Origin of the sequence: Oceanobacillus sp. FSL W8-0428 (genome assembly GCF_038004405.1) — a bacterium.
Taxonomy (GTDB): domain Bacteria; phylum Bacillota; class Bacilli; order Bacillales; family Amphibacillaceae; genus Oceanobacillus; species Oceanobacillus sojae.
Genome location: NZ_JBBORB010000001.1, coordinates 3,859,913 through 3,883,979 on the forward strand (window position 1 = coordinate 3,859,913; position 24,067 = coordinate 3,883,979).

General features: G+C 37.4%; 27 protein-coding genes and 1 other RNA gene. 22 read left to right on the forward strand and 6 right to left on the reverse strand.

The window, feature by feature from the left end:
- Nucleotides 1-150 precede the first annotated feature (150 nt).
- The 4 genes from MKY30_RS18400 to nth all read left to right on the forward strand — a co-directional run bounded on the left by MKY30_RS18400 (nucleotide 151) and on the right by nth (nucleotide 3,650).
- Nucleotides 151-666: a hypothetical protein gene (locus tag MKY30_RS18400; RefSeq protein ID WP_147207760.1), complete on the forward strand. Its 516-nt coding sequence runs from the start codon at nucleotides 151-153 to the stop codon at nucleotides 664-666.
- A gap of 143 nt (nucleotides 667-809) precedes the next feature.
- A complete protein-coding gene (asnS, locus tag MKY30_RS18405) occupies nucleotides 810-2,102 on the forward strand; it encodes an asparagine--tRNA ligase (protein WP_147207759.1) in 1,293 nt (430 codons plus the stop codon).
- Between the two features lie 206 nt (nucleotides 2,103-2,308).
- On the forward strand, nucleotides 2,309-2,995 hold the full coding sequence (locus MKY30_RS18410; RefSeq protein ID WP_147207758.1) for a DnaD domain-containing protein: 687 nt from the start codon (nucleotides 2,309-2,311) through the stop codon (nucleotides 2,993-2,995).
- A gap of 4 nt (nucleotides 2,996-2,999) precedes the next feature.
- Nucleotides 3,000-3,650 carry an endonuclease III gene (gene nth / locus MKY30_RS18415; RefSeq protein ID WP_147207757.1) on the forward strand — a complete coding sequence of 217 codons (651 nt, stop codon included), beginning with the start codon at nucleotides 3,000-3,002 and terminating at the stop codon, nucleotides 3,648-3,650.
- A gap of 72 nt (nucleotides 3,651-3,722) precedes the next feature.
- On the opposite strand, the gene MKY30_RS18420 is transcribed toward nth, so the two are convergent.
- Together MKY30_RS18420 and recU are read right to left on the reverse strand one after the other, a co-directional pair.
- Nucleotides 3,723-6,626, reverse strand: coding sequence for a transglycosylase domain-containing protein (locus MKY30_RS18420; RefSeq protein ID WP_341085029.1), 2,904 nt, complete (start codon nucleotides 6,624-6,626; stop codon nucleotides 3,723-3,725).
- 17 nt (nucleotides 6,627-6,643) lie between these two features.
- Nucleotides 6,644-7,222 (reverse strand): Holliday junction resolvase RecU, encoded by a 579-nt coding sequence (gene recU, locus MKY30_RS18425; RefSeq protein ID WP_147207755.1) that lies wholly within the window; start codon nucleotides 7,220-7,222, stop codon nucleotides 6,644-6,646.
- Between the two features lie 818 nt (nucleotides 7,223-8,040).
- Here recU and MKY30_RS18430 point away from each other — a divergent pair.
- From MKY30_RS18430 to MKY30_RS18455, 6 genes are all read left to right on the forward strand, one after another.
- Entirely contained in the window at nucleotides 8,041-8,256 is a 216-nt protein-coding gene (locus MKY30_RS18430; protein ID WP_077603002.1) for a hypothetical protein, read from the forward strand.
- A 129-nt stretch (nucleotides 8,257-8,385) separates the two neighbouring features.
- Complete coding sequence (locus MKY30_RS18435) at nucleotides 8,386-8,742, forward strand: YppE family protein (RefSeq protein ID WP_147207754.1); 357 nt, start codon at nucleotides 8,386-8,388, stop codon at nucleotides 8,740-8,742.
- 39 nt (nucleotides 8,743-8,781) lie between these two features.
- A complete protein-coding gene (locus MKY30_RS18440) occupies nucleotides 8,782-9,174 on the forward strand; it encodes a cytidine deaminase (protein ID WP_147207753.1) in 393 nt (130 codons plus the stop codon).
- A gap of 172 nt (nucleotides 9,175-9,346) precedes the next feature.
- Nucleotides 9,347-9,658, forward strand: coding sequence for a cell division regulator GpsB (gene gpsB / locus MKY30_RS18445; protein WP_077602999.1), 312 nt, complete (start codon nucleotides 9,347-9,349; stop codon nucleotides 9,656-9,658).
- 57 nt (nucleotides 9,659-9,715) lie between these two features.
- Nucleotides 9,716-10,100, forward strand: an RNA gene (gene rnpB / locus MKY30_RS18450) — RNase P RNA component class B.
- Between the two features lie 135 nt (nucleotides 10,101-10,235).
- Nucleotides 10,236-11,366, forward strand: coding sequence for a THUMP domain-containing class I SAM-dependent RNA methyltransferase (locus MKY30_RS18455; RefSeq protein ID WP_341085033.1), 1,131 nt, complete (start codon nucleotides 10,236-10,238; stop codon nucleotides 11,364-11,366).
- A gap of 342 nt (nucleotides 11,367-11,708) precedes the next feature.
- Here MKY30_RS18455 and MKY30_RS18460 read toward each other — a convergent pair whose 3' ends face one another.
- The 4 genes from MKY30_RS18460 to MKY30_RS18475 all read right to left on the reverse strand — a co-directional run bounded on the left by MKY30_RS18460 (nucleotide 11,709) and on the right by MKY30_RS18475 (nucleotide 14,543).
- Entirely contained in the window at nucleotides 11,709-13,382 is a 1,674-nt protein-coding gene (locus MKY30_RS18460) for a b(o/a)3-type cytochrome-c oxidase subunit 1 (RefSeq protein WP_371863276.1), read from the reverse strand.
- Nucleotides 13,363-13,896 (reverse strand): cytochrome c oxidase subunit II, encoded by a 534-nt coding sequence (locus MKY30_RS18465; protein WP_147207750.1) that lies wholly within the window; start codon nucleotides 13,894-13,896, stop codon nucleotides 13,363-13,365. Before MKY30_RS18465 ends, MKY30_RS18460 begins: the two co-directional genes overlap by 20 nt.
- 18 nt (nucleotides 13,897-13,914) lie before the next feature.
- A complete protein-coding gene (locus tag MKY30_RS18470) occupies nucleotides 13,915-14,025 on the reverse strand; it encodes a cytochrome c oxidase subunit 2A (protein WP_147207749.1) in 111 nt (36 codons plus the stop codon).
- Between the two features lie 317 nt (nucleotides 14,026-14,342).
- Entirely contained in the window at nucleotides 14,343-14,543 is a 201-nt protein-coding gene (locus MKY30_RS18475) for a cold-shock protein (protein WP_077602992.1), read from the reverse strand.
- Nucleotides 14,544-15,187: 644 nt separating this feature from the next.
- On the opposite strand from MKY30_RS18475, the gene MKY30_RS18480 reads away from it, so the two are divergent.
- The 12 genes from MKY30_RS18480 (at nucleotide 15,188) to cls (ending at nucleotide 24,035) form a co-directional block, all read left to right on the forward strand.
- Nucleotides 15,188-16,141, forward strand: a complete 954-nt coding sequence (locus MKY30_RS18480) for a thymidylate synthase (protein ID WP_147207748.1) — start codon at nucleotides 15,188-15,190, stop codon at nucleotides 16,139-16,141.
- A 37-nt stretch (nucleotides 16,142-16,178) separates the two neighbouring features.
- A complete protein-coding gene (locus MKY30_RS18485; protein WP_147207747.1) occupies nucleotides 16,179-16,670 on the forward strand; it encodes a dihydrofolate reductase in 492 nt (163 codons plus the stop codon).
- A gap of 76 nt (nucleotides 16,671-16,746) precedes the next feature.
- A complete protein-coding gene (locus MKY30_RS18490) occupies nucleotides 16,747-16,947 on the forward strand; it encodes a twin-arginine translocase TatA/TatE family subunit (protein ID WP_147207746.1) in 201 nt (66 codons plus the stop codon).
- Nucleotides 16,948-16,982: 35 nt separating this feature from the next.
- Nucleotides 16,983-17,153: a twin-arginine translocase TatA/TatE family subunit gene (locus MKY30_RS18495; protein ID WP_147208056.1), complete on the forward strand. Its 171-nt coding sequence runs from the start codon at nucleotides 16,983-16,985 to the stop codon at nucleotides 17,151-17,153.
- Between the two features lie 71 nt (nucleotides 17,154-17,224).
- Nucleotides 17,225-17,980, forward strand: a complete 756-nt coding sequence (gene tatC, locus MKY30_RS18500) for a twin-arginine translocase subunit TatC (protein WP_147207745.1) — start codon at nucleotides 17,225-17,227, stop codon at nucleotides 17,978-17,980.
- 12 nt (nucleotides 17,981-17,992) lie between these two features.
- Nucleotides 17,993-18,217 carry a YozE family protein gene (locus tag MKY30_RS18505; protein WP_147207744.1) on the forward strand — a complete coding sequence of 75 codons (225 nt, stop codon included), beginning with the start codon at nucleotides 17,993-17,995 and terminating at the stop codon, nucleotides 18,215-18,217.
- A 288-nt stretch (nucleotides 18,218-18,505) separates the two neighbouring features.
- Entirely contained in the window at nucleotides 18,506-18,997 is a 492-nt protein-coding gene (locus MKY30_RS18510) for a YqfQ family protein (protein WP_246144993.1), read from the forward strand.
- Nucleotides 18,998-19,117: 120 nt separating this feature from the next.
- The gene (msrB, locus tag MKY30_RS18515) at nucleotides 19,118-20,077 is read left to right on the forward strand and encodes a peptide-methionine (R)-S-oxide reductase MsrB (protein WP_147207743.1); all 960 of its coding nucleotides are present in this window, start codon (nucleotides 19,118-19,120) and stop codon (nucleotides 20,075-20,077) included.
- A gap of 42 nt (nucleotides 20,078-20,119) precedes the next feature.
- Nucleotides 20,120-20,323 carry a DUF6501 family protein gene (locus MKY30_RS18520; RefSeq protein ID WP_147207742.1) on the forward strand — a complete coding sequence of 68 codons (204 nt, stop codon included), beginning with the start codon at nucleotides 20,120-20,122 and terminating at the stop codon, nucleotides 20,321-20,323.
- Between the two features lie 191 nt (nucleotides 20,324-20,514).
- A complete protein-coding gene (locus tag MKY30_RS18525; protein ID WP_147207741.1) occupies nucleotides 20,515-20,754 on the forward strand; it encodes a 4Fe-4S dicluster domain-containing protein in 240 nt (79 codons plus the stop codon).
- A gap of 141 nt (nucleotides 20,755-20,895) precedes the next feature.
- Nucleotides 20,896-22,413 carry an FAD-dependent oxidoreductase gene (locus MKY30_RS18530; RefSeq protein ID WP_147207740.1) on the forward strand — a complete coding sequence of 506 codons (1,518 nt, stop codon included), beginning with the start codon at nucleotides 20,896-20,898 and terminating at the stop codon, nucleotides 22,411-22,413.
- Between the two features lie 158 nt (nucleotides 22,414-22,571).
- Entirely contained in the window at nucleotides 22,572-24,035 is a 1,464-nt protein-coding gene (cls, locus tag MKY30_RS18535) for a cardiolipin synthase (protein ID WP_341085039.1), read from the forward strand.
- Nucleotides 24,036-24,067: the final 32 nt, after the last annotated feature.

Genomic DNA, 24,067 nt, shown 5'->3' on the forward strand with positions numbered 1-24,067 from the left:
ACCCTGAAACCATAAGTAATCGTGGTCAGTGTCCCGGAGCTTTTCTGATTAGACATTATAATTTTAACGGTATTTGTTTACAGAAACCATACATCTAGGTATAGTAAATGATGAAAGAAAGATAATCTTATAAGAAACGGATGGAATGAAATGAGGGAATCAAATAACAGATGGGTATTATGGACGCTTATCATCATTACTCTCCTCTTGCTTGCAGGAATAGGCTATAGTATTTATTTATATCAAGCAATCAACGATAGCCGTAACGCAGGATTTGATGACACAAAAAATCAAATAGAAAATCAGACCTCTTATCACAATGTTCATTCGATACAAGGCTACTATGGAGAGAATAACTATCATGTATTCTACGCAAGTAATGAGGACAATGAGGAACGGTTAATCTTTCTGCCTTTAGAAGGCGAAGAACGCGAATTAATTGTTATTAAAACGGAGGATATGATGAGTGAAGAAGCTATTTTAGACGCTTGGTCATCCAGCTGTGATTCATGCAAGTTTGCTGATATCAGCCCTGCATACGAAGATGGACAGGCTCTGTGGGAAATTACGTACCATGATAAAGATAACAGGTTTGTCATGGATTATTATTCTATTGATGGACAGAGTTTAGAGGAAAGATACACATACAATAAAATGTTTCCCTAAGCAAAAAAGGGGTTATACCAAAGGGATTAGTTAAAAAGGTTACCCATATTAAAACCATCATTAATTTTAGCAATATTTCTTGAGGCAGCTAAAAGAATAAAACATTTTGTAAAAAGCATTAATAATAAGTGGAGGATTTTAAAATGAAGATAACAATTCAAGAAGCACCAAAACATGTGAATGAGGAGGTAACAATCGGCGGCTGGCTGGCGAACAAACGCTCAAGCGGTAAAATTGCCTTTTTACAGCTTCGTGATGGTACCGGGTTTATGCAAGGTGTTGTGGTGAAAAGCGATGTTTCTGAGGAAGTATTTTCAGAAGCTAAAAACCTGACACAGGAGACATCTCTATATGTTACTGGAAAAATTGTAGAGGATACACGATCTGATTTCGGTTATGAGATGCAGGTAAGTAATCTGGAAGTAATTCATGTAGCAACAGATTACCCGATTACTCCCAAAAATCATGGTACAGAATTTTTGATGGATCACCGTCACCTGTGGCTCCGCTCTAAAAAACAGCATGCTGTTATGAAAATTCGTAACGAAATTATTCGTGCTACGTATGAATTCTTTAATACAAATGGTTTTGTAAAGGTTGATCCGCCAATTTTAACTGGTGCATCTGCTGAAGGCACAACCGAGCTTTTCCATACGAAATATTTCGATGAAGAAGCATATCTATCCCAAAGCGGACAGCTTTATATGGAAGCTGCAGCAATGGCGTTAGGAAAAGTATTCTCATTTGGTCCTACATTCCGTGCTGAAAAATCTAAAACAAGAAGACACCTTATTGAGTTCTGGATGATTGAACCGGAAATGGCGTTTATGGATCATGAGGACAGCTTAAAAGTACAGGAAAACTACGTAAGCTTTATCGTTCAATCTGTATTAGAGAACTGTGCTTTAGAGCTTAAAACATTAGAAAGAGACATATCCAAGCTCGAAAATATCAAGGCTCCATTCCCGCGAATCAGCTATGATAAAGCTGTAGAATTCTTAAAAGAAAAGGGCTTTGATGATATTGAATGGGGAGAAGACTTCGGTGCACCACATGAGACAGCAATTGCTGAAAGCTTCGACAAGCCTGTTTTCATTACAAATTATCCGAAAGACATTAAAGCATTTTATATGAAGCCGGATCCTGAACGTTCCGATGTTGTTCTTTGTGCCGATTTAATTGCTCCGGAAGGTTATGGAGAAATTATTGGTGGATCACAGCGAATTGATGATTTAGAATTAATGGAGCAGCGTTACAAAGAGCATGGGCTTACCGGGCCAGCTTATGAATGGTACCTGGAGCTGCGTAAATACGGCAGTGTTCCTCACAGCGGATTCGGATTGGGATTGGAAAGAACTGTAGCCTGGTTATCAGGGGTGGAACATGTTCGTGAGACTATTCCGTTCCCAAGACTGCTAAATCGCTTATATCCTTAAGGAAGAAGGAATCTATGTAAAGAATTACAGCTCCAAGCTGTTTATTTTTAGTGTTTGGAGCTAAATATAACTATTTTTTGATAAACAGTTATCAATATAGCGTGTTTATATTATTTTATGATTTTCTCTAAATCCCTTGCTTTTTAAGCGGGGGTTTCCTTTCGTAGTTAAGAAAAAATGCTATACTGTTATCTGAGGTGCTAGAAATGACAAAAATTAATTATCAAGATATTATCCAGGATCAAATGCCTGTCTCAAAAAAACTGCTTACCACCTATTACAAATTAGGTCTTCATGAAACAGAACTTATTTTACTTTTACAGCTTTCGCGCTTTGCAGATGAAGGAAATCATTTTCCTACTCCTTTTGAGTTGGCACAGTCAGGAAGCTTTTCCGAAGAACAAGCAGCCAGCATGCTGCGAAAATTAGTGCAAAAAGGGTTCCTGTCTATTGAAAAGAATGATTCTGAAAAAACGCCTATCAGTGAATCATATTCTTTGGAACCTCTGCTTGAAAAACTATATGATGAAGATGTATCTGTGATAACACGTGACGAAGAAAATATAGGAAATATCTTTATCTTATTCGAACAGGAATTCGGCAGACCCTTATCACCATTTGAAATAGAAACTATTAACAGCTGGTTAGACCAGGATAGCTTAGAACCTTCATTGATAAAAGCGGGACTACGGGAATCAGTACTTATGGGCAAATTGAACTTTAAATACATCGACCGTATTTTAAGAGAATGGAAGAAAAAAGGGATTCATACGGTACAGGATGCCAGAAAAGCAAGCCAGCAATTTCATCAGGGCAGAGCAAATGATAATAATACAAACACACGCCCTAAAAGAGACACATCCTTTTATTACAATTGGCTAGAAGGAGATTAAAATTATGCTGAACAATACACAAATCAGACATTGTTTAGATGTCATGGCGGAAATGTTTCCAGATGCAGAGGGAGAGCTTGTCCATTCAAATCCATTTGAATTAGTAATTGCTGTTCTGCTGTCTGCACAATGTACAGATAAACTGGTTAATAAAGTAACAGCAGACTTATTTAAAAAGTACAAGACTCCAGAGGATTATCTTGCTGTTCCTTTAGAAGAGGTGGAAAATGATATTCGTTCTATCGGATTGTACAGATCAAAAGCAAAAAATATTCAAAAGCTTTGCCGTACATTAATCGATGAATACAACGGAGAGGTTCCGCAAACAAAAGAAGAATTAGTTAAACTGGCTGGAGTTGGCAGGAAAACAGCAAATGTTGTGGCTTCTGTTGCATTTAATGAACCTGCAATTGCCGTTGATACTCACGTTGAACGTGTATCCAAGCGGCTAGGAATATGCAGATGGAAGGATAGTGTCATAGAAGTAGAAAATACGCTGATGCGAAAAGTACCGAGAGATGAATGGAGTGTAACGCATCATCGGATGATTTTCTTTGGACGCTATCATTGTAAAGCAAGAAATCCTAATTGCCCAGAATGTCCATTATTGGATATCTGCCGAGAAGGTAAAAAGAGGATGAAGAAAATAGGGTAATATGTTTTTTTCGCAAAATTATCTTTACAAAAAAACAATCCCGCTCATAAAAGAGTCGGGATTGTTTTTTTGTTACTCATTATTTGATTCGTCTTCACCCTGGTCAGAGGAGTCGTCAGGAGTTTCCTCTTCAGAATTTGAACTATCTTCTTCTTCTTGTTCTGTTTCATTTTGTTCTTGAGATTCACTCTCATTATTCTCGGATTCATTATTGTTATTTTCTTCCGTTGAATCATTATTTTGATCGGTGTCCTCAGTTGAGTCCGAATCCGATTCAGAATCTGATTCATCCCCATTTGTTTCTTCATCAGCAGGAGGCTCTTCCTCTTCAGGTTCTTCTTCCTCTGCTTCAGAGACGGTCACACTTGTAGATGCTGAAGAACCCCGAATTTCATTATCTTCCTCACTGATTGGTGTAACAGTAATATTGTAATCTCCCGGTGTAACGCCGCTTACACTGATACCTTCAGAACCGACGTTTTCCGTTTCGCCATTCACGCTTACTTCAAAGCTGGCTGAAGGGCCGTCATAACTCCAGGAAACATTAATCGTTTCATCACCATCAAACTCAGCAGATAAGCCGGAAACGCCTGGTATCTCTTCGGTCTCTTCTTCTTCTTCGTCTTCACCAGGAACCTTGACCGTTGTTGTAGCAGGGTCACTGGTTAATGAGCCTCTCTCAGCAATAACCTGAATGGTATATTCAGCACCTTCTTCAACGTCTGAAATCTCCATGGATGTGTCACTTGTAGAAGAGAGGGACTGCATACTGCCTCCATCAATGCTGGCACTTACATCAAAGCTGACATCTTCATCTGAATCAGTATCATAATCCCAGGATACTTCAATGGAATTATTATCTTCATTATAGCTTGCAGACAGACCGCTTACTGCATCTAATTCTTCATAGCGCTCAGAAACCTTCGTTGGCTCTGTACCTTTAACAAACAGCTCCGTAATTTTATTTTCGCTTGGAGTACTGTCACTTGCCAAAGCAGCCGGATTTGTTCCTTTTTCTACAGTAACATCTACAACAGAATCAGGGCGGGTAAAGTCAGCCGTTTCGATTCCTTCAGATAAATGTCCCATTGTGTTGCGGAACATTTGCTGAGAAAGACTAGTATCCTGCAATGGAACACGCCTTGTTTTATCTTTTCCGGTTTCAGGATCTTCATAAACTTCATAGCCACCAGTCCAGGCTGCTATCGTGTAATTTGTCGTATAGCCGACAAACCAGGAATCCGGGTTTCCTTCCTGTTTATCCATTGTGGTAGTTCCTGTTTTCCCTGCAACATCTAAACCTGGGACAGCTGCGTTGGTACCCGTACCAGAGCTTACAACTGATTTCAGCATGTCAGTTACCATATAAGCAGTATAATCTTCCATGACTTTTTCTGAATCAGGCGTTAAATCAACTACCCGGCCATCTGGAAATTCTACTTTTGTTACTGCATAAGGCTCTGCATATTCGCCATTATTACCGAATGCTCTGTATGCACCAGCCATTTGCAGTGGACTAACCTGTGCACTTGTTCCACCGATTGCATCACGGACATCCAAAGTACCTTCATCAAATTGAATTCCCAGCCGCTCGGCAAATTCCTTCGAGTTTTCCCTGCCGACTTCTTCCATTAATTTGACCGCTGGAACATTCAGGGATTGCTGTAATGCATATCGGGCTGTCACCCAGCCGTTATAGCTTCTGCCGGCATTTCTGATCGGATTGGAGCCTTCGATTTCATAAGGACCATCATCATCGAGCTGGTGGTAGGTGGACATCTGATTATACTCAATAGCCGGACCATAAGACATAAATGGTTTCACCGTAGAACCAGCTTGTGGATTTCCATTTATCGCATAATTAAAACCGACTTCATTATTCAGGTTGCCGCCAATTGCCTTAATTGCTCCTGTCTGTGTATCCAGAACAACCATTGCTGCCTGTGTATTATCTGGATAACTGATTGGTGATTCTTCCTCTGAAAGCATGCTTTCAACATATGGCTGTGCATCCGGATCCAGTGTTGTATATACCTTTAACCCGTCTGAGTCAAGATTAACATCATCTAATTTTTCTTCAATCTCACTGCGAACCTGGTTAACAAAAGCATCATATGGTGTTGGGTCAGGACGGCTTTCATTTAATAGGGAAGCAACGTCAACACTTCTTGCTTCATCAGCCTCCGCTTCGGTAATTTTTCCATGACGTACCATCAGATTTAATACCGTGTTCATCCGTTCTTCCGTTAGTTCCGGATTTTCAAATGGATTATAGGCTGTTGGACGCTGCGGTAACCCAGCTAAGATAGCAGCCTCCGGCAAGGTAAGATCATTTAAATCTTCTTTTCCAAAATATGTTTTCGCTGCTTGAGCAACACCATAAGAATTCGCACCGTAGAAAATACTGTTTAAGTACATTTCCATGATTTCTTCTTTACTGTATTCTCTTTCCAGCTTCATAGCCATCCACATTTCCTGGACTTTAATGCTTATCTTTTTCTCGTTGCTTAAAAATGCACGCTCGACAACCTGCTGCGTGATTGTACTTGCACCTTGGGAGCCAAAACCTCCAGTAAAGTTGCCCTGTATTGCGCCGCCGATACGCTTGAGGTCTATTCCGTTATGATCAAAAAATCGGACGTCCTCTGTAGCTGTAACAGCATCGATAAGTAAATCCGGAAGCTCCTCAAACTTTACTTGTGTCCTTTTTTCATCTGAACTAAAATCGCCAAACTGATCGCCGTTTTCATCATAAAGTGCAGATGAAAAAGGTATGTTCAGCTTGTCTTCTTCAATGTCAGGTGCTGTAGCAATCCAATACGCACCGACAGCAGCACCGCCTAAAAATAAAATCAGAAATAATAAAAGGGCTACCTTTATAATTTTTTTCCAAATAGGCTGTTTCTTTTTCTTCTTTGTTTTTTTACCTTGCTGCTTTCTTCTGGCAGCTCTTGACTGGCTATTTTGATCGGCCATTTTTTATACCTCCATATCTATAGGTAGAGCTTATCAACTACTGATAAAAAATCAACCTTTTTCTGATAGTGAAAAGGGATTTCATATCCCAACTGTTTGATATGTTCATAAGAAATTGATTTCTTACCACCATTAAATTGCTCCTGCCAGCAAACAAATAAATCCTTTGCATCGAATAGATAAGTTTCTTCGTAAGCTCTAAAACGTAAAATAATAAAACTGATTCCTCCATGCTTTATTATTTGCTGCATATGATGAACCTGATGTTCATGAATGTTTGCAAGGGGGAAGGAAGTCTTGTTTTTTGTTTCCTTTGCCTCAAAATCAATATACTTTCCTTTATAGACCCCATTGTAATCAGTGGTTGATGCCTGCTTAAAATATGCTTCTGTGATTACTGCGGCACTCCGCTTTGGGTAATGAACATTTACAATCTGCACAGGTGTCGGTTTTTTATGAATGATTGCCTGACCCTGTATGCGATAATAATCTGTGGTCTCATTTATTTCTTCCTCAAGTGTCATTCCTCTCCTGCTAAAACTAGTTTGCTTTGGTTTTATGGTTAGTGATTTCCGCTGACCATTTGGGTAATTCATGTTTTCTTGCCTCCTAACACGTATATCCTAAATGAAAAACAGCAATATGAAAACATTACTGTTTGAATCAGGATAAATATAAAACCAGTACATCCTATATTATAGTACAAATTCAAGAAGGAAACTAATCAGAGCGTATGAAAATCTTTAAAGTTATGTACAAAATATGGAGAAATAAAACCACCCTCCTTTACTTTAACCATCCATAAAGTTACGGCTGCAAACAGATATTCTTTAGGGTCAATAATAAGAAATGTGGAAATCACATGCTGCCTGGTGTATGAACCTGGTTACACCAAAGAATGAAGTTTGCCTTGAATTTTGTATTTTTGATGATGTTAAGAAACCTAATTATCCCCAGAGCAGCACAGGTCCGGGGAATATAATTAGGTTATCTGATTAAACCATACTTCTAAAAGTTACGTGGAAGGGCGGTTAGGGCCAGCCACTTTTTTATCTCTTGTTTTTTCATTGTTATTTCTTTTGTTTGAAGCATTTGTTTTTTGCTGTGCTTTTGATGGTCTCATGGAAATAACCTCCTTTTCGAATTTTAAACCTCTGAGAAGAATGAAAACCTCAGACGAAATGAAGTTTCACTATATAGCTTGTCTAATTTTGTGTAAATCATTACAGATTTGCACTAGTTTTGTTTTGATTATTCTAGTTTTGTCGAATGGGAAGGAGGTTATCATTTTCTCGTGGAATACATAGCACATCAGGTTTTAAATAGTACGATTTTATTTCAGTTCCAGTCTCATTTCAACGGGCCTGACTGAATGAAGTTTCACTCTATCTAAAAAACAGGAGGAGAATAAAAAATGCTTCTTTCAAAATCAATCATTCCTGAGGAAAACGGTGGATACAGCAAAGCGGATATGGAGAAACAAATAGAACAGATTCAGGAACAGCTCGCTCTCATTCATCTCAAATTAAAAGCGAACGTAGACAGTGAGGTATGGGTGCAATTTCAAACAAAAACGAATAGTTTAAAACAGACAGAGCTGGAATTCCAGAGATTAAAGCAGCTTTTATAGTATGTTGTTCATGACTTTTCTATCTATTATATGATAAAATTCACCTGAAGAGGATGTTCAAAGAGCTTATATAAAAACATGCTATATTCTTAGGTGAACATGCAGTTTGAAATTGAAGGATGACGAATAATGAATCTAAGTGAACAAACAGAGAAATTAAATCAATATTTAGAGGCACTGCGGAAAAGATTCGAAAAAGGTGAAGCTCCAAGTGATCGGAAAGACCGCGAATTTTTTAATATGGTAAAAGAAGAGACAACACCTATTTATAATTTATTGGAAAGCTGGGAAACAGATGCTCTGGCTGTAGTAAAGGAAAGAAAAGCATCTGTTCACCCAAATCAGATTCAATCAACACGGGAAAATATGGAATTACTGTTGATGCATAGTTATTATTTGGATGCCAGAAGAAAGAGATATATGGAATTGTATACATCTATCCGATACGTTTTTGATTTATTATTGGATACACTTGAAGAGGGTTAATAAACAAATAGACAGCTTTGTTTGTAGGGGGATTTTCATATGAAAGAAAAATTACTGGAAGAAGCAATTCAAATCAGATCAAGAGCTTATGTACCATATTCACAATTTCCGGTAGGTGCTGCATTATTAACAAGCTCCGGTAAAATTTATACTGGCTGCAATATAGAAAATGCTGCTTACCCATCTACCTGCTGCGCAGAACGTGTAGCAATTTTTAAAGCAATTTCAGACGGGGAAACAGAATTTGAAGAAATGGCTGTTGCAGCAGATACAAAACGTCCTGTACCGCCTTGTGGAACTTGCAGACAGGTAATGAGTGAATTTTTTGCACCTGACATGAGCATTCACTTAACGAACTTAAACAAAGATGTTCAAACACTTACGACGGATCAATTATTACCTTTTTCATTTCAGAAGGAAGATATGGACTAAAAAAAGGGGATTTAAACTCTAATTGTTTAAGAGATTTTTAAATTTTAGAAGGAGACTGATATTCAGTTTCCTTTTTTATGTTATAATAACTTTAATATTTATTAAATAATGGTAAAATGAAAGCATATGATAAAAAAAGATACGTATAGTATATTGCAGAGGTGATTTTGAAATGAGTATTGACCGTATTCAACTAAATGGAAAGAAAATTTTAGAAAAAGATTTTAAAACAGGAATTAGAGGATATTCTCAAGAAGAAGTAGATGAATTTTTAGATATCATTATTCAGGATTATGATAATTTCAAACAGGAAATTGACCGTTTAAATGAAGAAATTGAGAAATTGAAAAATAACCGTCCGACAGAAACACCGAGAGCGCGTTCAACACAGCCGAACTCACAGGTGAATTATGATGTTTTAAAACGCTTATCTAACCTGGAAAAAGCAGTATTTGGAAAAAGATATGCGGATTCTGAAGAATAAGCAAAAGGATAATTGATTTATCTCTAAAATTCTGCTAAAATATTTTAGGTTACTTAAATGCCTATGTAATCGCTATGTCCATTTTGGATGTAGAGGAAAGTCCATGCTCACACAGGCTGTGATGTCTGTAGTGTTCGTGCTTGATGAAGTCATAAGTCAAGGTAGTTTGTATAAACTAACGGCAGACAAGCTGTACTAAGTCACTTATAGTGATATGTCAGCTGGTCTTGAAGGTGCCACAGTGACGTAGCTGGTTTGGAAACATACCAGGTGGAACGAGGTAAACCCCGCGAGTGAGCAACCCAAATAATGGTAGGGGCATCCTTTAGTAGGGAATAGAACTGAACAAGGGACAGCAATAGCTGTAGATAGATGATTACAACCGGCGTACGAGGTTTGACCACCGCTCGCAGTACAATGGAACAGAACATGGCTTATCGGGCATTTAAAGGTCGTACCAACGAACAGATTCTATTTCCAATTAAATGAAATAGAATCTTTTTCTTTTTAAAGGGTGTTCAAAAAGTCCTTTTATGGAAAAGACTATACTAAAATGATAACCGAGAGGATATTAAAAATGAAACAAGTAACTTTAATTGCTACAGCAGCGATGGGACTTGAATCAATTGTTGCAAAAGAAGTAAGAGACCTGGGGTATGAGGCTACTGTTGAAAACGGAAAAGTTATTTTTGATGCACCAATTTCTGCAATTCCCAGATGTAACCTGTGGTTAAGAACAGCTGACCGCGTGAAAATTCTTGTCGGCAAGTTTCAGGCCAAAACATTTGATGAATTGTTTGAGCAGACAAAAGCACTTCCCTGGGAAAGCTATATCGATGAAACAGGACAAATCCCTGTTTCCGGAAAATCAATTAAATCCACTTTATACAGTGTTCCGGATTGTCAGGCAATTGTAAAAAAAGCGATTGTAGAACGAATGAAATTAAAATATGGTCTCATCAACAAGCTGGAAGAATCAGGAGCGCTCTATAAGACAGAGATTGCGCTGTTAAAGGACGAAGCAACATTGACTATCGATACATCAGGCGCAGGCTTACATAAACGCGGCTATCGTGTCGGGCAGGGGGAGGCCCCTCTAAAGGAAACCCTTGCTGCATCATTAGTTCTATTAACAAACTGGAAGCCTGATCAGCCTTTAATTGACCCATTCTGTGGTTCGGGAACCATCTTAATAGAAGCGGCCTTAATTGGCCAAAATATTGCGCCAGGATTTAATCGGGAATTTGCTTCTGAAGAATGGAGTTTAGTAAAACAGAGACATTGGGATGCTGCTTTTGGAGAAGCTGAAGAGCTCGCTAATTATGATCAGCCATTATCTATCACCGGTTCAGACATCAGTCATCAAATGATTGAAACTGCACAAGCAAATGCCCTGGAAGCAGGACTTGGAGATTTAATCCAGTGGAAGCAGATGCAGGCCAGTGATTTGACCATTAAACAAAAAGATGGCTATCTGATCAGTAATCCGCCGTATGGACAACGGTTAAGTGATAAAGAAGAGGTAGAAAAGATGTATCAGGATCTGGGTGGTATTATGCAAAATCATCCATCCTGGAGCACATACATCATTACAGCCTATGAACAATTTGAAAAAGCATTTGGAAAAGCCGCTACCAAGAAACGCAAGCTGTTTAATGGTTTTATTCAGACGAATTATTACCAATACTTTGGTAAAAAAGAAGATTAAAAACTACATTTTAAATTAAATAAAATCATCCGCTTTGATTAATCTTTTTCAAAACGGATGATTTTTTTGAGGATCTTATAAAATTTGAAATTAAATTTACTCTGCTAAATGAAAAGAGAATCTACATTATTCTTTTTTTCCTTGCTCAGACACATATTTTCGTGCTAACCATTTAAAGAATTCTTTTTCAGCCTGTGTCAATTCCCGATTCAGTTTGTATTTAAAATCACTTGCGAGGTTTTCGTATATATTTTTATTCATGATTATATTGAATTACTTTCCTCCTATTTATGCTCAACAATCCGGTCCAATTGCAGAACGTATGCTTTTAGTTATCATCCCTTATAAAATATTATCAAATGGAGGAGATCCCGGCGGTGCATTTTGAATAATATCTATCATTGGTATCGTATAAGCGAATAAAATTAAAGCAATTGTAATACCAATCCACAGCTTCCAATTTTCCATCCATGATGGGGTAGGCTGTGCATCTTCTTCTTCCTCAGCAATAGGGAATTCTTCTTCTCCTTTAGGAGCAAAAGCTAATAATTCCATAAAGATATATATCATCAGGACAATGCCGATAAACAAAAGGGTTCCTCCAACTGCCTGAGCAGTCTGATAGCCGACCCATTCAGCAGCTTGTTCTGTACCACCGTATTCGGAGAAAGAGGATCTTCGTGGTCCGCCTAAGAGTCCTTGAATATGCATCGCTCCGGACATAATCAGCATACCTACAGCCCATATAATAGTCTGATAAATACCCAGCTTGTGAATCTTCGGAGTAAGCTTTCTGCCAGTTAAATGAGGAATGAGCCAATAGGCAATTCCAAAGAAAGTAAGCAGAACAGTTGTTGCAATGGTTAAATGAAAATGTCCAGTTACCCAAATCGTATTATGGACAAGCGTGTTTAATTGGTGAGATGCGTTAATAATACCGCCTGCTCCACCAGGAATAAACGCAACCATACCGGCAAAAGGAGCTACAAAACGGACATCCTTCCAAGGCAATTTTTTAAACCAGTCGAACAACCCTGTTGCGCCTTGTTTTCTGCCGGTAGTCTCAAACATGGCAAACATCGAAAATGCTGTCATTAAACTTGGTACAATAACCATAAAGGTAAGAACTACCTGAATAAACTTCCACGTTGGATCAATACCCGGCTCTGTAAGCTGATGATGGAATCCAACTGGAATAGAGAAGAACAAGAATAAGATAAAGGAAAGTCTTGCTAAAGAATCACTAAATATTTTTCCGCCAATGATTTTAGGGATAATTGCATACCATGCCATGTAGGCAGGTAATAACCAGAAATATACGAGCGGATGGCCAAAATACCAGAATAGCGTACGGCTTAATAAAACATTAATTGTTTCTGTATAACCTAATGACCATGGAATAAACTGTACAAGAACAGTTACAGCAACTCCGAGAGAACAGATAACCCACATAATCATATTAATTGTAACCATAAAAGCGAGAAGCGGTGTTTTCTGGTTTGGATGTGCTTTTTTCCAAACATAAACCTGATGCCAATTAACAAGAGCAGCAATCCATGTTCCAACTACAACAAGTGCAAGACCGATATAAAAGATAGGATGCGCTTTTAGTGGTGCATAGAACGTATATAGAACGTTTGCTTCCCCAAGTAAAATGGCTGTTCCAGTTAAAGCTGTTCCAATCGTCATCGTCCAAAAAGATAACCAGCCAAGTTTCCGTTGCTTATCAGACATACCGACTGTTTTACCTAATAAAGAATATTGAAATCCAATAATGAAAAAGGTTGTCAGTACTAATGCCAGGATAACGCCGTGTAAAGTAAGTATTTGATAATAGCCGATTCCAAGCGGAAGTTCAAAATCTCCTGAACGTACCAATACCTGTAATAACCCCATTAATCCACCGATAAATAATGAAATAAATGCAACATACATAAAGGAAAGATATAATTTCGCTTCTGGTTTTGCGATACTTAAGGGTGTCAAATTAATTTCTTCATTCTGCTGCTGTTTCATTGCCAGACTCATCGTCAACCACCTCCACTGTTGCATGCATCATGTGATGTCCTACACCACAGTATTCATTACATAATAATGTGAATTCCCCAGCTTTATTAAGCTGAACTTCCATACTGCTGATATATCCAGGCTCTACCATCATATTGACATTAGTGCCCGCTACATTAAATCCATGAATAACATCTGTTGAGACTACCTGAAATAAGACAGTAGACCCTTTAGGAATTTCTATATGAGAAACTGCATTGCCTTCCTCATCACTTCCTAAATCATAGTTGAATGCACTGGCAACAACATTGACAATATATTTATCATCATCTACCTGTGTAATCCCCAGGTTTTCTCTTTGAAATGCTTCATTAGCTTCCACATTTTCAGGGTCAATCGTTACTCCATGGCTTTGAGGATGTGTTCCTAAATAAAATGCTCCAAATCCAAGTATTGCTAGAAACAATACAAGGGATGCCCCGCCGAAGATAAGCCAAATCTTCTCGTATTTGTGTAAATGCATGCTCTTTCTCCTCCTTCTTTATCGCGACAAAAATAATAAAAATACTGCAAACCAGCTGATAAGAATAATAGCTCCTATAGTGATTACTGAAAAAAGTGTACCTTTTAAATTAGGATCAGATTTTTTCATGTGATTCACCCCTTCTGTAACTTCTTTCCTATATGACTATCATATCGAAAAGAAGGCCTGTATACAGTGTCATTACTGACTTTTCACATTTTGTTCAAATATTCACAAGTAGACTGGCTTAATCATTTTACAAACTTTTTGGTTTGAAAAGTTTATGACATTTTAATGAATAAAGTAATAAAATCATTGACAAAATATCATGTTTTAAAATCTGGATTTATGCCTTTATAAAGGAGAGGAAGAGGATAATATGCAAGAGGGATAGTAAAAAAGCAGAACCCCATTTTAGGATTCTGCTTTTAATCTATGATGATATTTTATCTTTTTACAACATTTGCAGCTTGTGGACCACGTTCACCTTCAACGACGTCAAAGGAAACTTCCTGTCCTTCTTCTAAAGTTTTAAAACCTTCTTCTTGAATAGCAGAATAATGTACGAAAATATCATTCCCTTCCTCTAGTTGAATAAACCCGTAACCTTTTTCTGCATTAAACCATTTTACTACTCCGTTTTCCATGTTAAATTTCCTCCTAAATACTTCCACGTAAAACGCGTGTGATTACAAAGCAGAAGAACGAAATATGAAAAAAGGCAGCTTCCGATAGAAGAACGGGATCATAATCATCCACTTCTGTCTATCGAAGCTACCTTTACATTCTAATGATTCCGTACCATCTTCTTTGCTTGTACCCATATTAGCTTAATTTTTTTACACAGTCAAGAAATCCTGACTATTTTTATAAAATAATCAAAAGGTTTTGAATTTATACCTGTTTCTTCTTCATTGAATTTATTTATTTTAAAGTTGAGAAATATACAGGGAACAAATTTCTGTTATAATAATGATTGTTTAAAGGTTGAATTATATGTTCCACTCAAGACGAATAAAGAGAGGTTTATGCAACCGCTACAGAAAAACACTACGCTTTCCGTGGGCTTGAGCTCAGCCTCCTCGAAAAAAAGAAGTTCGCTTTTTTTCTGCGGGGTCTTCCCACTGCGCTTTCCCACAGGAGTCTTCGTGTTTTTCTTTCGCTAGTTATAACGTTAACCTTTCTTGGTTTACTTTTATTATTAAAAAGAGACATGTAATTTAATAATTCAAATTATATCAGCAAAAGAAGTTCCTACATATAGGAGTCAAAATATAGAGGAGGATTATGGATGCAAGGAGAACAAGGTTATATAGAGCTGTGCCGAAAGATATTAGATGAAGGACTTAATCGTGATGACCGGACAAATACGGGGACATATTCGATTTTCGGACATCAGATTCGCTTTGATTTACAAAAAGGATTTCCATTATTAACTACGAAAAAGGTTCCATTCCGCTTAATTGCTACAGAGTTATTATGGTTTATTAAAGGAGACACAAACATCCGCTATTTACTAGAGCATAATAATAATATCTGGAACGAATGGGCATTTGAAAAATGGATTAAAAGCTCGGAGTATACAGGGCCGGATATGACAGATTTCGGTATACGCAGTCAGAAGGATGCAGCTTTTAAAGAGCTGTATGATCAGCAAATGGAGCTGTTTAAAGAGAAGATATTAAATGATGATGCATTTGCCAAAAAATACGGAGATTTAGGATCTGTATATGGAAAGCAGTGGAGAAAATGGGAAACTTCAAAAGGCGAGTCGATTGATCAATTGAAAGAAACTATTGAAGCTATTAAAAATAATCCTAATTCCAGACGTCATATTGTATCTGCATGGAACCCCGGGGATGTTCCATCTATGGCTTTGCCGCCATGCCATACACTATTTCAGTTTTATGTAGCAGACGGAAAATTATCCTGTCAGCTGTATCAGCGCAGTGCTGATGTATTTATAGGTGTGCCCTTTAACATTGCAAGCTACGCACTGTTAACACATTTAATTGCCCACGAATGTGGTTTGGAAGTAGGAGAGTTTGTTCACACCTTTGGAGATGCGCATATCTATTCCAATCATGTAGATCAAGTAAATCTGCAATTAGAAAGAGATATCCGGGAGCTGCCAGTATTAAAAATAAACGCAGAGGGAAAATCTGTTTTTGATATCGAAATTTCCGATTTGAAAATCGAAAATTACAATCCACACCCTACTATTAAAGCACCGATTGCTGTTTAAATGCTGCAACTACAAAGCTTGGAAAGGAGGCCAAAGCATGATTTCATTAATATTTGCCGCAAGCAGAAATAATGTTATCGGTTATCAAAACAAGATGCCCTGGCATTTACCGCAGGATTTGAAGTTTTTTAAAGAAAAGACTACTGGAAATACGATTGTAATGGGAAGAAAAACATTAGAATCTATGAATGGACCGTTGCCAAATCGACGTAATGTCGTACTGACCAGGAATAAAGATCTGGAAATTGAAAATGTAGAAATAATTCATGATTTATCTATAGTGGAGTATTGGAATAATGAACATCCCGAAATCGAATATTTCATCATTGGCGGCGGAGCAATTTATAAACAAGCAGTACCAATTGCTGACCGGATGTATATTACAAAAATTGATGAGGAATTCCCTGGTGACACATTTGCTCCAGCATTTGCTGAAGCAGAGTGGGAGCTTACGAAAAAGGAAAAAGGGATAAAGAACGATAAAAACCCTTATGACTATTATTTTCTGCAATATGACCGTAAAAATTAACTTGTCTAATGTTTTCTAAACATGCTATGATATGGGAAGAAAGAAAATGTTCTATACGTAAAGAAGGTGTCAATAGATGTTAGCAAACATAGGCATTCCGGGACTCGTATTAATCGTGATATTAGCTCTTATTATCTTTGGTCCGAATAAGCTTCCGCAAATAGGGAAAGCTGCAGGGCAGTCATTGAAGGAATTTAAAAATTCTACTCGGTCTTTAACACAGGATGTTAAAGATGAATCAGATGAGGTTAAATCCATTATCAAAGAAGAAAAATGAGTTAAATTCATGTACGGAGTTGATGGAAAATGAATATATTTTCAAATATTGGATTTCCCGGATTAATTTTGATAGTCATTGCCGCCTTGATTGTCTTTGGTCCAAACAAGCTTCCCGAAATCGGAAAAGCACTTGGAGAAACATTAAGAGAATTTAAAAATGCAAGCCAGGACATCATGAATGACAAACCTAAAAAGAAACAGTAATTAATTGCAGAGGTGTAGGGAGTATTCCTTGCATCTCTTTTGTGTCATCAGCTTAAGGGGTGGGTTGAACTATGTCAGAATCAGAAGAACATATAAATGGAGAAAAAGAAATGAACTTTGGGGGGCATTTAACAGAGCTTCGGAATCGTTTAATCGTCACTGCGATTGTATTTGTATTGTTTTTTATAGTCGGCTTTCTAAATGTGAAAAGCATCTATACTTTTTTTGTGAATGATATTGATATGCAGCTGACCGTAATCAGCCCGGCTGAAATTGTCTGGATTTATTTTTCAATGGCTGGATTAATTGCATTGGCCGCAACGATACCGATTATCGCCTACCAGCTCTGGGCATTCGTCAGCCCGGCTTTAACACCAAAAGAAAAACGTGTATCATTAGCTTATATACCGGGTTCGTTGATTTTGTTTGTGTTGGGACTTGTTTTTGGATACATTGTATTTATTAAGCTAATTTTCCCTTTTCTGTTATCATTAAATGATGGTATGTTTAATGTCATGTTTACGGTGGAGCGTTATTTTGGATTTTTATTAAAGATAACAACGCCATTTGCCTTTTTGTTTGAGCTTCCAATCCTTACAATGTTTTTGACGAGCCTGGGTATCCTGACGCCAGCATTTATGGTTAAAAACCGAAAGTATGCGTATTTTGTTTTAATTGTTATTGGAGTACTTATTACACCGCCTGATTTTGTTTTGCAAATTGTTGTGGCAATCCCACTGATTATTATTTATGAAATCAGTATTCAGCTGTGTAAAGTTGTTTACAAAAAGAAACAGGCTCAGCATGAAGCATTTATGAATGAGTAGGGGAGGGGAACAATGCATCAATCTTTTTATCAATTCTTATTAACACATCGCGGAAAGTTACAGAAGGATGATTACTCTAAGTTAGCTGATTGGGCTTTTTATGATCATCATTTCCCGCAGTACGCAAACAGTTATGATGAAATCAGCGATTATCTGGAATGGAATAGTCCTTTCCCGGAAGCACTAAAAGCCTTTGATGAGCTTTGGACAGAATACGAATGGAAATATAGCAGCTGAAACTGGCTGCTTTTTTCATAGTTAAATAATAGGCTGTTATCCATTTTATTTATGAATATATTGAGATAAGGAATTAATCAAACGTTTGATTAATTCCTTATCTGACAAATATAGAAACTTTTCGACAACCTTTATAAATATCATTGTTTATTTGTTGATTCCTGCGGTTTCCCGGGAAATGATTGTGTGAATACGGGGAAATGTCTACACAGTTGAATAGCGTCCGCATACTCTATAAGAGGATGTTCAAAAAGTGAAATAATATAGATAAATAAGGGGTAGATAGCGATGGTTTTCCCATCTAGAAATCAAATGTCTCGTTCGCCGCGCCCCCCTTTTCGTAACAATCATAATAATTTGAGGGGGATTCCAAGAGAAATAAGAAATTCAAGTGGAGCAGCAGGTGCAAAAGGCGGATCAAGAGGTTTATCAAGTTTATTGTCCGGAGGTGCCAGTCAGGGATTAGCACAATCAGGAGGAATTTCTACACTTTCAAAAACACTTGGAGGGGTACAGCAGGTTCTGGGTGTTGTACAATCAACAGCTCCATTAATTCAGGAGTACGGACCAATGATTAAGAATATCCCTTCTATGTATCGGATGGTAAAAGCTTTTAAAACATTCAATCAGGAGGATAATGAAGCAGCTCCAGAGAATACAACTCCAGTTGAAAGTTCAAAATCAAATATTAAAATAAATCATCAGCAGGCGGAGCCAAAAGATGAAGTATCTGAGGAAATAAAAGCAAGAGGTGTTTCCACGCCAAAGCTGTACGTATAAAATCAAGAAGAGGGCTGTCTCTATTATTAATTATAAAAGCCTTCTGCTTGATTTTTTTTTATAAAAAAGGAAGAATAGGGAGAGAATAAATAACAGAAATAGTGATGGGAGGATATAAGTATGTCACAACAGAAAGAACTTGCCACTTTCGCAGGGGGATGTTTTTGGTGTATGGTAGAACCATTTGATGAACGTCCAGGTGTTATCAGCATCCGTTCCGGCTATACTGGTGGTCATGTTGAAAACCCGACATATAAACAGGTTTGTTCAGATACGACAGGTCATGTTGAAGCTGTTCAAATAGAATTTGATCCGAATATTATGCCATACAAAGAGCTAGTGGAGACCTTTTGGCAGCAAATTGACCCGACAGATGCAGGCGGTCAATTTAACGACCGTGGTGAATCCTATCAGACAGCTATTTTCTATCATGATGAAGAGCAAAAAGAAATAGCAGAGCATTCAAAGGAATTATTGCAGCAAAGTGGAAAATTTAAAAAGGATATTGTAACACCGATACTTCCCGCAAAACCTTTTTATCCAGCAGAAGAAGAGCATCAGGACTATTATAAGAAACGTTCTTTTCATTACAAAATGTATAAAAAAGGCTCTGGTCGAGAAGCATTTATTAAAGAAAATTGGCAAAGCAAACCTTCTGAAAAAGAATTAAAAGAGAAGCTGACACCGCTGCAATACCATGTCACACAAGAAAATGGAACAGAGCGGCCATTTGATAATGAGTATTGGAATAATAAAGAAGAAGGTATTTATGTGGATATCATTTCTGGTAAAGTACTTTTTTCGTCAAAGGATCAATACGATGCCGGCTGTGGATGGCCAAGCTTTACTAAACCGGTTGACCCGAAGCAAGTCACTGATGTTACAGATACATCCCATGGAATGATTCGGACAGAGGTCCGCAGCAAACAATCTGATTCTCATCTTGGTCATGTTTTTGAAGACGGGCCGAAAGAAGCAGGAGGATTACGGTATTGTATGAATTCAGCAGCGATGCGTTTTATTCCAAAGGATAAGATGAAAGAAGAAGGATACGGTAACTATTTATATTTATTCAAGTAGTTAATAATATTATTATGTAAACAAGAAGAGGAGAACAAAAGAATGATTCATAAGAATTGGGAAAACAGAGAGACAGAAAAACAAATTAAATGTGTACATGCTGATGCAAAAAAATTTATTGTTGACCGTAAATTGACTCCGGGGAAGGTTTATGATGTAAAAAATGAAACAGAAGAGTTTTATTTTATCATTGATAACAGTGACCGCATTGGCGGCTTCAGAAAAGATTATTTTGAAGAATGTTAATCAGATAAATTGACAGGAGATAAGTGCTGCTTTAAAAGGATGCCTTATCTCCTTCTTACATATTTCTTCTTTTTTGATAAAATTGAGCTGTATAATGGTGTATGAAAACGAAATCAAGTTTTCATTTATTTTAAAATGCGTTATAATTACTTAATACATGAAAAACATTGATAAAGAGGAGGAGAATCTCGTTGGCTTTTATTATTACTTCACCATGTAAAACAGAAAAAGCAGGAGAATGCGTAGAGGTATGCCCTGTTGATTGTATAGAAGAGGGAGAAGATATGTTCTATATCGATCCTGATATTTGCATCGATTGCGGTGCTTGTGAGGCAGTTTGTCCAGTAGAGGCAATATATATGGAAGACGAAGTGCCGGATAAGGAAAATGAATATATTTCATTGAATCGGCTGTTTTTTGAAAACCGTTAATTATACTATACAAAGACTGCTTACTGAATATAGAAGCAGTCTTTTTCTATGCTCTCATTTTAATTGCTTTCAATTCTTTTGAGTAACTGTAACTGAAAAGGAGATACTAAAGGAAACAAGCAAATGTGAGGTGCAATAAATATGAGTTCAAAATCAATTTGGCAGGTGGATACCGCCTTTAAAGAATTTCCTAAGCTTCAGGAAACGAAGCAAACTGAAGTCTGCATTGTTGGAGCTGGGTTAACAGGAATTACCGCTGCCTATTTACTTTCTAAAAAAGGAATGAAGGTTATTTTATTAGAGGCTGATCAAGTACTTAGCGGTGTTACTGGGCACACCACTGCAAAAGTAACCGCCCAGCATGGGATGATTTATGCAGAGCTAATCGAAACAATTGGTAAGGAAAAAGCAAAACAATATTATCAGGCCATGCAGGAGGCCATGCATTTTATTAAAAATGAAATCACAGAGAACCGGATCGATTGTAATTATGAAGAACAGGATGCTTTTCTATATACAAATGACGATGCTTATTTATCACAATTAGAAAAAGAAGCAGAAGCATATAAAGCTCTGGATATTCCAGGAGAACTCATTACAGAGATGCCTCTGCAAATTCCATCTAAACAAGCATTAAAAATGAAGGGACAGGCTCAATTTCACCCTTTAAAATATTTACAGTTTATGCTGGAGGAAGCTGTAAAAAATGGAACTGAGGTTTATGAGCAGACTGTTGCTATGACGCTGGAATATAATAGACGAAGTACTGTCATTACAAAGGATGAACATCGTGTTACCTGTGATTATCTGATTGCAGCTACTCAATTTCCTTATATTGATCATCAGGGTCTCTATTTTGCCAAAATGTACGCAGAGCAATCTTATATTGTATCAGGCAAATGGACAGGAGACTATCCGGGTGGAATGTATATCAACGTGGAAAATCCAACCCGTTCCATCCGGACTGCCAAGTTAAATAATAAAGACACCTATCTCCTTGTCGGCGGTGAAAATCATCGTTCAGGAGTAAGCTTGGACGAAAAATTATGTTATGAGAATTTAAAGGAATTTGCTAAAGAGCAGTTTGATATTGACGATATTTCTTATCAATGGTCTGCGCAGGATTTTACCACCTTGGATAAAATGCCGTATATTGGGCCAATAACCAAAGGGGACCCTTCGATATTTGTTGCGACAGGTTATAGAAAATGGGGAATGACAAATGGAACAATAGCCGCAAAAATCATCGCAGATACCATCACTGAAAATAACGAAAATCCATATAAAGAATTATTTTCTCCGGCACGCTTCTCCTCCAAACCGATGTTAAAGAACTTATTCAGTTTTAACATGGAGGTTGCGACAGAACTTATAAAAGGAAAATTGGATTTTCCTGCCTCCAGGGATATAGATGAATTAGAAGTGGGAGAGGCGGCAATTACAACTGTTAAAGGCGGACGGGTTGGTGTTTATAAAGATAAGGAAGATAAACTGCATGTTCTTGATACAACGTGCACTCATCTTGGCTGTGAAGTAAACTGGAACAGTGCGGACAGAACATGGGACTGCCCTTGTCACGGGTCCCGTTACCATTATGACGGAGAAGTCATGGCAGGACCGGCGAAGGAACCCTTGAGAAAAGTATCCCTTGATGATTGATAAATAAAAGGAGCACTGGTGCTTTTGGGCTAAAGTGTTCCTTTTATTTATTTTATCGGCAGCAATAATTGACTTAACTTTTTATTACATATAGTGTACTATGTATAAATCAAATAAATTATAAAATTTATCGATTTAGAAAAAGAAGGTGTTTTATATTGGAGACAGAGATAGCAAATATTATCACAACAATTGCTTCCATTACAATTTTTATTAATTTACTATTGGCACTTGGCGTATTGTTTTTTGAAAAACGTGATCCAGGATATACTTGGGCATGGCTATTGGTTTTATTTTTCCTGCCTATTGTCGGATTCTTAATTTATATCTTTTTAGGACGAAGTTTAAAACAGAATAATTTCTATGGGTTAACAAAGGAAGAACAAAAACTGCTTAAAGAAGAAGTTGATACACAATTAAAGATAATAGATGAAGAGAAACGAACTGATATACCATGGTTAACACAATATGAGGAGCTCATCACAATGAATTTGCGTTCCTCCCATGCCAGATTATCCGAGGGTAATGAAATGGTCATATTTAGTGATGGCCATAAGAAATTTGATGCACTGTTAGAAGATATTGCCGCTGCAAAACAAGAGATTAATATACAATATTACATTATTCAGCCTGACAATCTTGGAAGAAGACTTAGAGATGCCCTGATAACAAAAGCAAAAGAGGGCGTAAAGGTCCGTGTCTTATATGATGAAGTCGGATCAAAAAAATTGCCATCCAGATTCTTTAATGATTTAAAAGAGGCAGGCGGGCAGGTACGAGTTTTCTTTCCATCTTTTTTAAAGCTGATTAACTTCCGGATTAATAACCGGAATCACAGAAAGCTGGTCATTATTGATGGCGCACTTGCTTATATTGGCGGCTTCAATGTAGGTGATGAATATCTTGGAGAGGATAAAAAATTCGGCTATTGGCGCGATACACATTTTAAAATATACGGAAATGCAGTTAATGATATTCAAGTCAGATTTATTATGGACTGGCATCAGGCTGGAAAAGACAAACAACATGATGATTATAAAGAGTTTTGCTTTCATATGAAAAAACACCATGGAACAAGTCCTGTACAAGTTGTCTCCAGCGGCCCAAACTCAGAAACAGAGCATTTAAAGAATATGTATATTAAAATGATACTCTCCGCCAAGGAAAGCGTCTGTATCCAAACACCATACTTTATACCAGATACGAGCTTTATGGATGCTTGTAAAATGGCACTTTTATCCGGAGTAGATATACGAATTATGATTCCGTGCAAGCCGGATCATCCATTCGTATATTGGGCAACTTGGGCATACGCAGGGGATTTACTGGACTATGGCGCAAAAATATTACTCTATGATAACGGCTTTCTGCATGCCAAAACAATTGTAGTAGATAAAAAAATTGCATGTGTTGGAACTATGAACATTGATTCCCGAAGCTTTCGATTAAATTTTGAAGTAAGTGCAGCAACGTATGATGAAAATGTTTCCGAGGAATTATATCGTATATTTGAAGAGGATTGCAAGCTGTGCTCTGAATTAACACCTGAGCGCTACAGCAAACGCTCTTTATGGATAAAATTTAAAGAGGGTATTTCCCGTTTATTATCACCAATCCTGTAAAAATAGACCTGATACAGTTTATGCTATACTGT

Coding starts and splice junctions, on each gene's coding strand:
- MKY30_RS18400 (WP_147207760.1), top strand. CDS start 151: ATGAGGGAATCAAATAACAGATGGGTATTATGGACGCTTATCATCATT.
- asnS (WP_147207759.1), top strand. CDS start 810: ATGAAGATAACAATTCAAGAAGCACCAAAACATGTGAATGAGGAGGTA.
- MKY30_RS18410 (WP_147207758.1), top strand. CDS start 2,309: ATGACAAAAATTAATTATCAAGATATTATCCAGGATCAAATGCCTGTC.
- nth (WP_147207757.1), top strand. CDS start 3,000: ATGCTGAACAATACACAAATCAGACATTGTTTAGATGTCATGGCGGAA.
- MKY30_RS18420 (WP_341085029.1), bottom strand. CDS start 6,626: ATGGCCGATCAAAATAGCCAGTCAAGAGCTGCCAGAAGAAAGCAGCAA.
- recU (WP_147207755.1), bottom strand. CDS start 7,222: ATGAATTACCCAAATGGTCAGCGGAAATCACTAACCATAAAACCAAAG.
- MKY30_RS18430 (WP_077603002.1), top strand. CDS start 8,041: ATGCTTCTTTCAAAATCAATCATTCCTGAGGAAAACGGTGGATACAGC.
- MKY30_RS18435 (WP_147207754.1), top strand. CDS start 8,386: ATGAATCTAAGTGAACAAACAGAGAAATTAAATCAATATTTAGAGGCA.
- MKY30_RS18440 (WP_147207753.1), top strand. CDS start 8,782: ATGAAAGAAAAATTACTGGAAGAAGCAATTCAAATCAGATCAAGAGCT.
- gpsB (WP_077602999.1), top strand. CDS start 9,347: ATGAGTATTGACCGTATTCAACTAAATGGAAAGAAAATTTTAGAAAAA.
- MKY30_RS18455 (WP_341085033.1), top strand. CDS start 10,236: ATGAAACAAGTAACTTTAATTGCTACAGCAGCGATGGGACTTGAATCA.
- MKY30_RS18460 (WP_371863276.1), bottom strand. CDS start 13,382: ATGAAACAGCAGCAGAATGAAGAAATTAATTTGACACCCTTAAGTATC.
- MKY30_RS18465 (WP_147207750.1), bottom strand. CDS start 13,896: ATGCATTTACACAAATACGAGAAGATTTGGCTTATCTTCGGCGGGGCA.
- MKY30_RS18470 (WP_147207749.1), bottom strand. CDS start 14,025: ATGAAAAAATCTGATCCTAATTTAAAAGGTACACTTTTTTCAGTAATC.
- MKY30_RS18475 (WP_077602992.1), bottom strand. CDS start 14,543: ATGGAAAACGGAGTAGTAAAATGGTTTAATGCAGAAAAAGGTTACGGG.
- MKY30_RS18480 (WP_147207748.1), top strand. CDS start 15,188: ATGCAAGGAGAACAAGGTTATATAGAGCTGTGCCGAAAGATATTAGAT.
- MKY30_RS18485 (WP_147207747.1), top strand. CDS start 16,179: ATGATTTCATTAATATTTGCCGCAAGCAGAAATAATGTTATCGGTTAT.
- MKY30_RS18490 (WP_147207746.1), top strand. CDS start 16,747: ATGTTAGCAAACATAGGCATTCCGGGACTCGTATTAATCGTGATATTA.
- tatC (WP_147207745.1), top strand. CDS start 17,225: ATGTCAGAATCAGAAGAACATATAAATGGAGAAAAAGAAATGAACTTT.
- MKY30_RS18505 (WP_147207744.1), top strand. CDS start 17,993: ATGCATCAATCTTTTTATCAATTCTTATTAACACATCGCGGAAAGTTA.
- MKY30_RS18510 (WP_246144993.1), top strand. CDS start 18,506: ATGGTTTTCCCATCTAGAAATCAAATGTCTCGTTCGCCGCGCCCCCCT.
- msrB (WP_147207743.1), top strand. CDS start 19,118: ATGTCACAACAGAAAGAACTTGCCACTTTCGCAGGGGGATGTTTTTGG.
- MKY30_RS18520 (WP_147207742.1), top strand. CDS start 20,120: ATGATTCATAAGAATTGGGAAAACAGAGAGACAGAAAAACAAATTAAA.
- MKY30_RS18530 (WP_147207740.1), top strand. CDS start 20,896: ATGAGTTCAAAATCAATTTGGCAGGTGGATACCGCCTTTAAAGAATTT.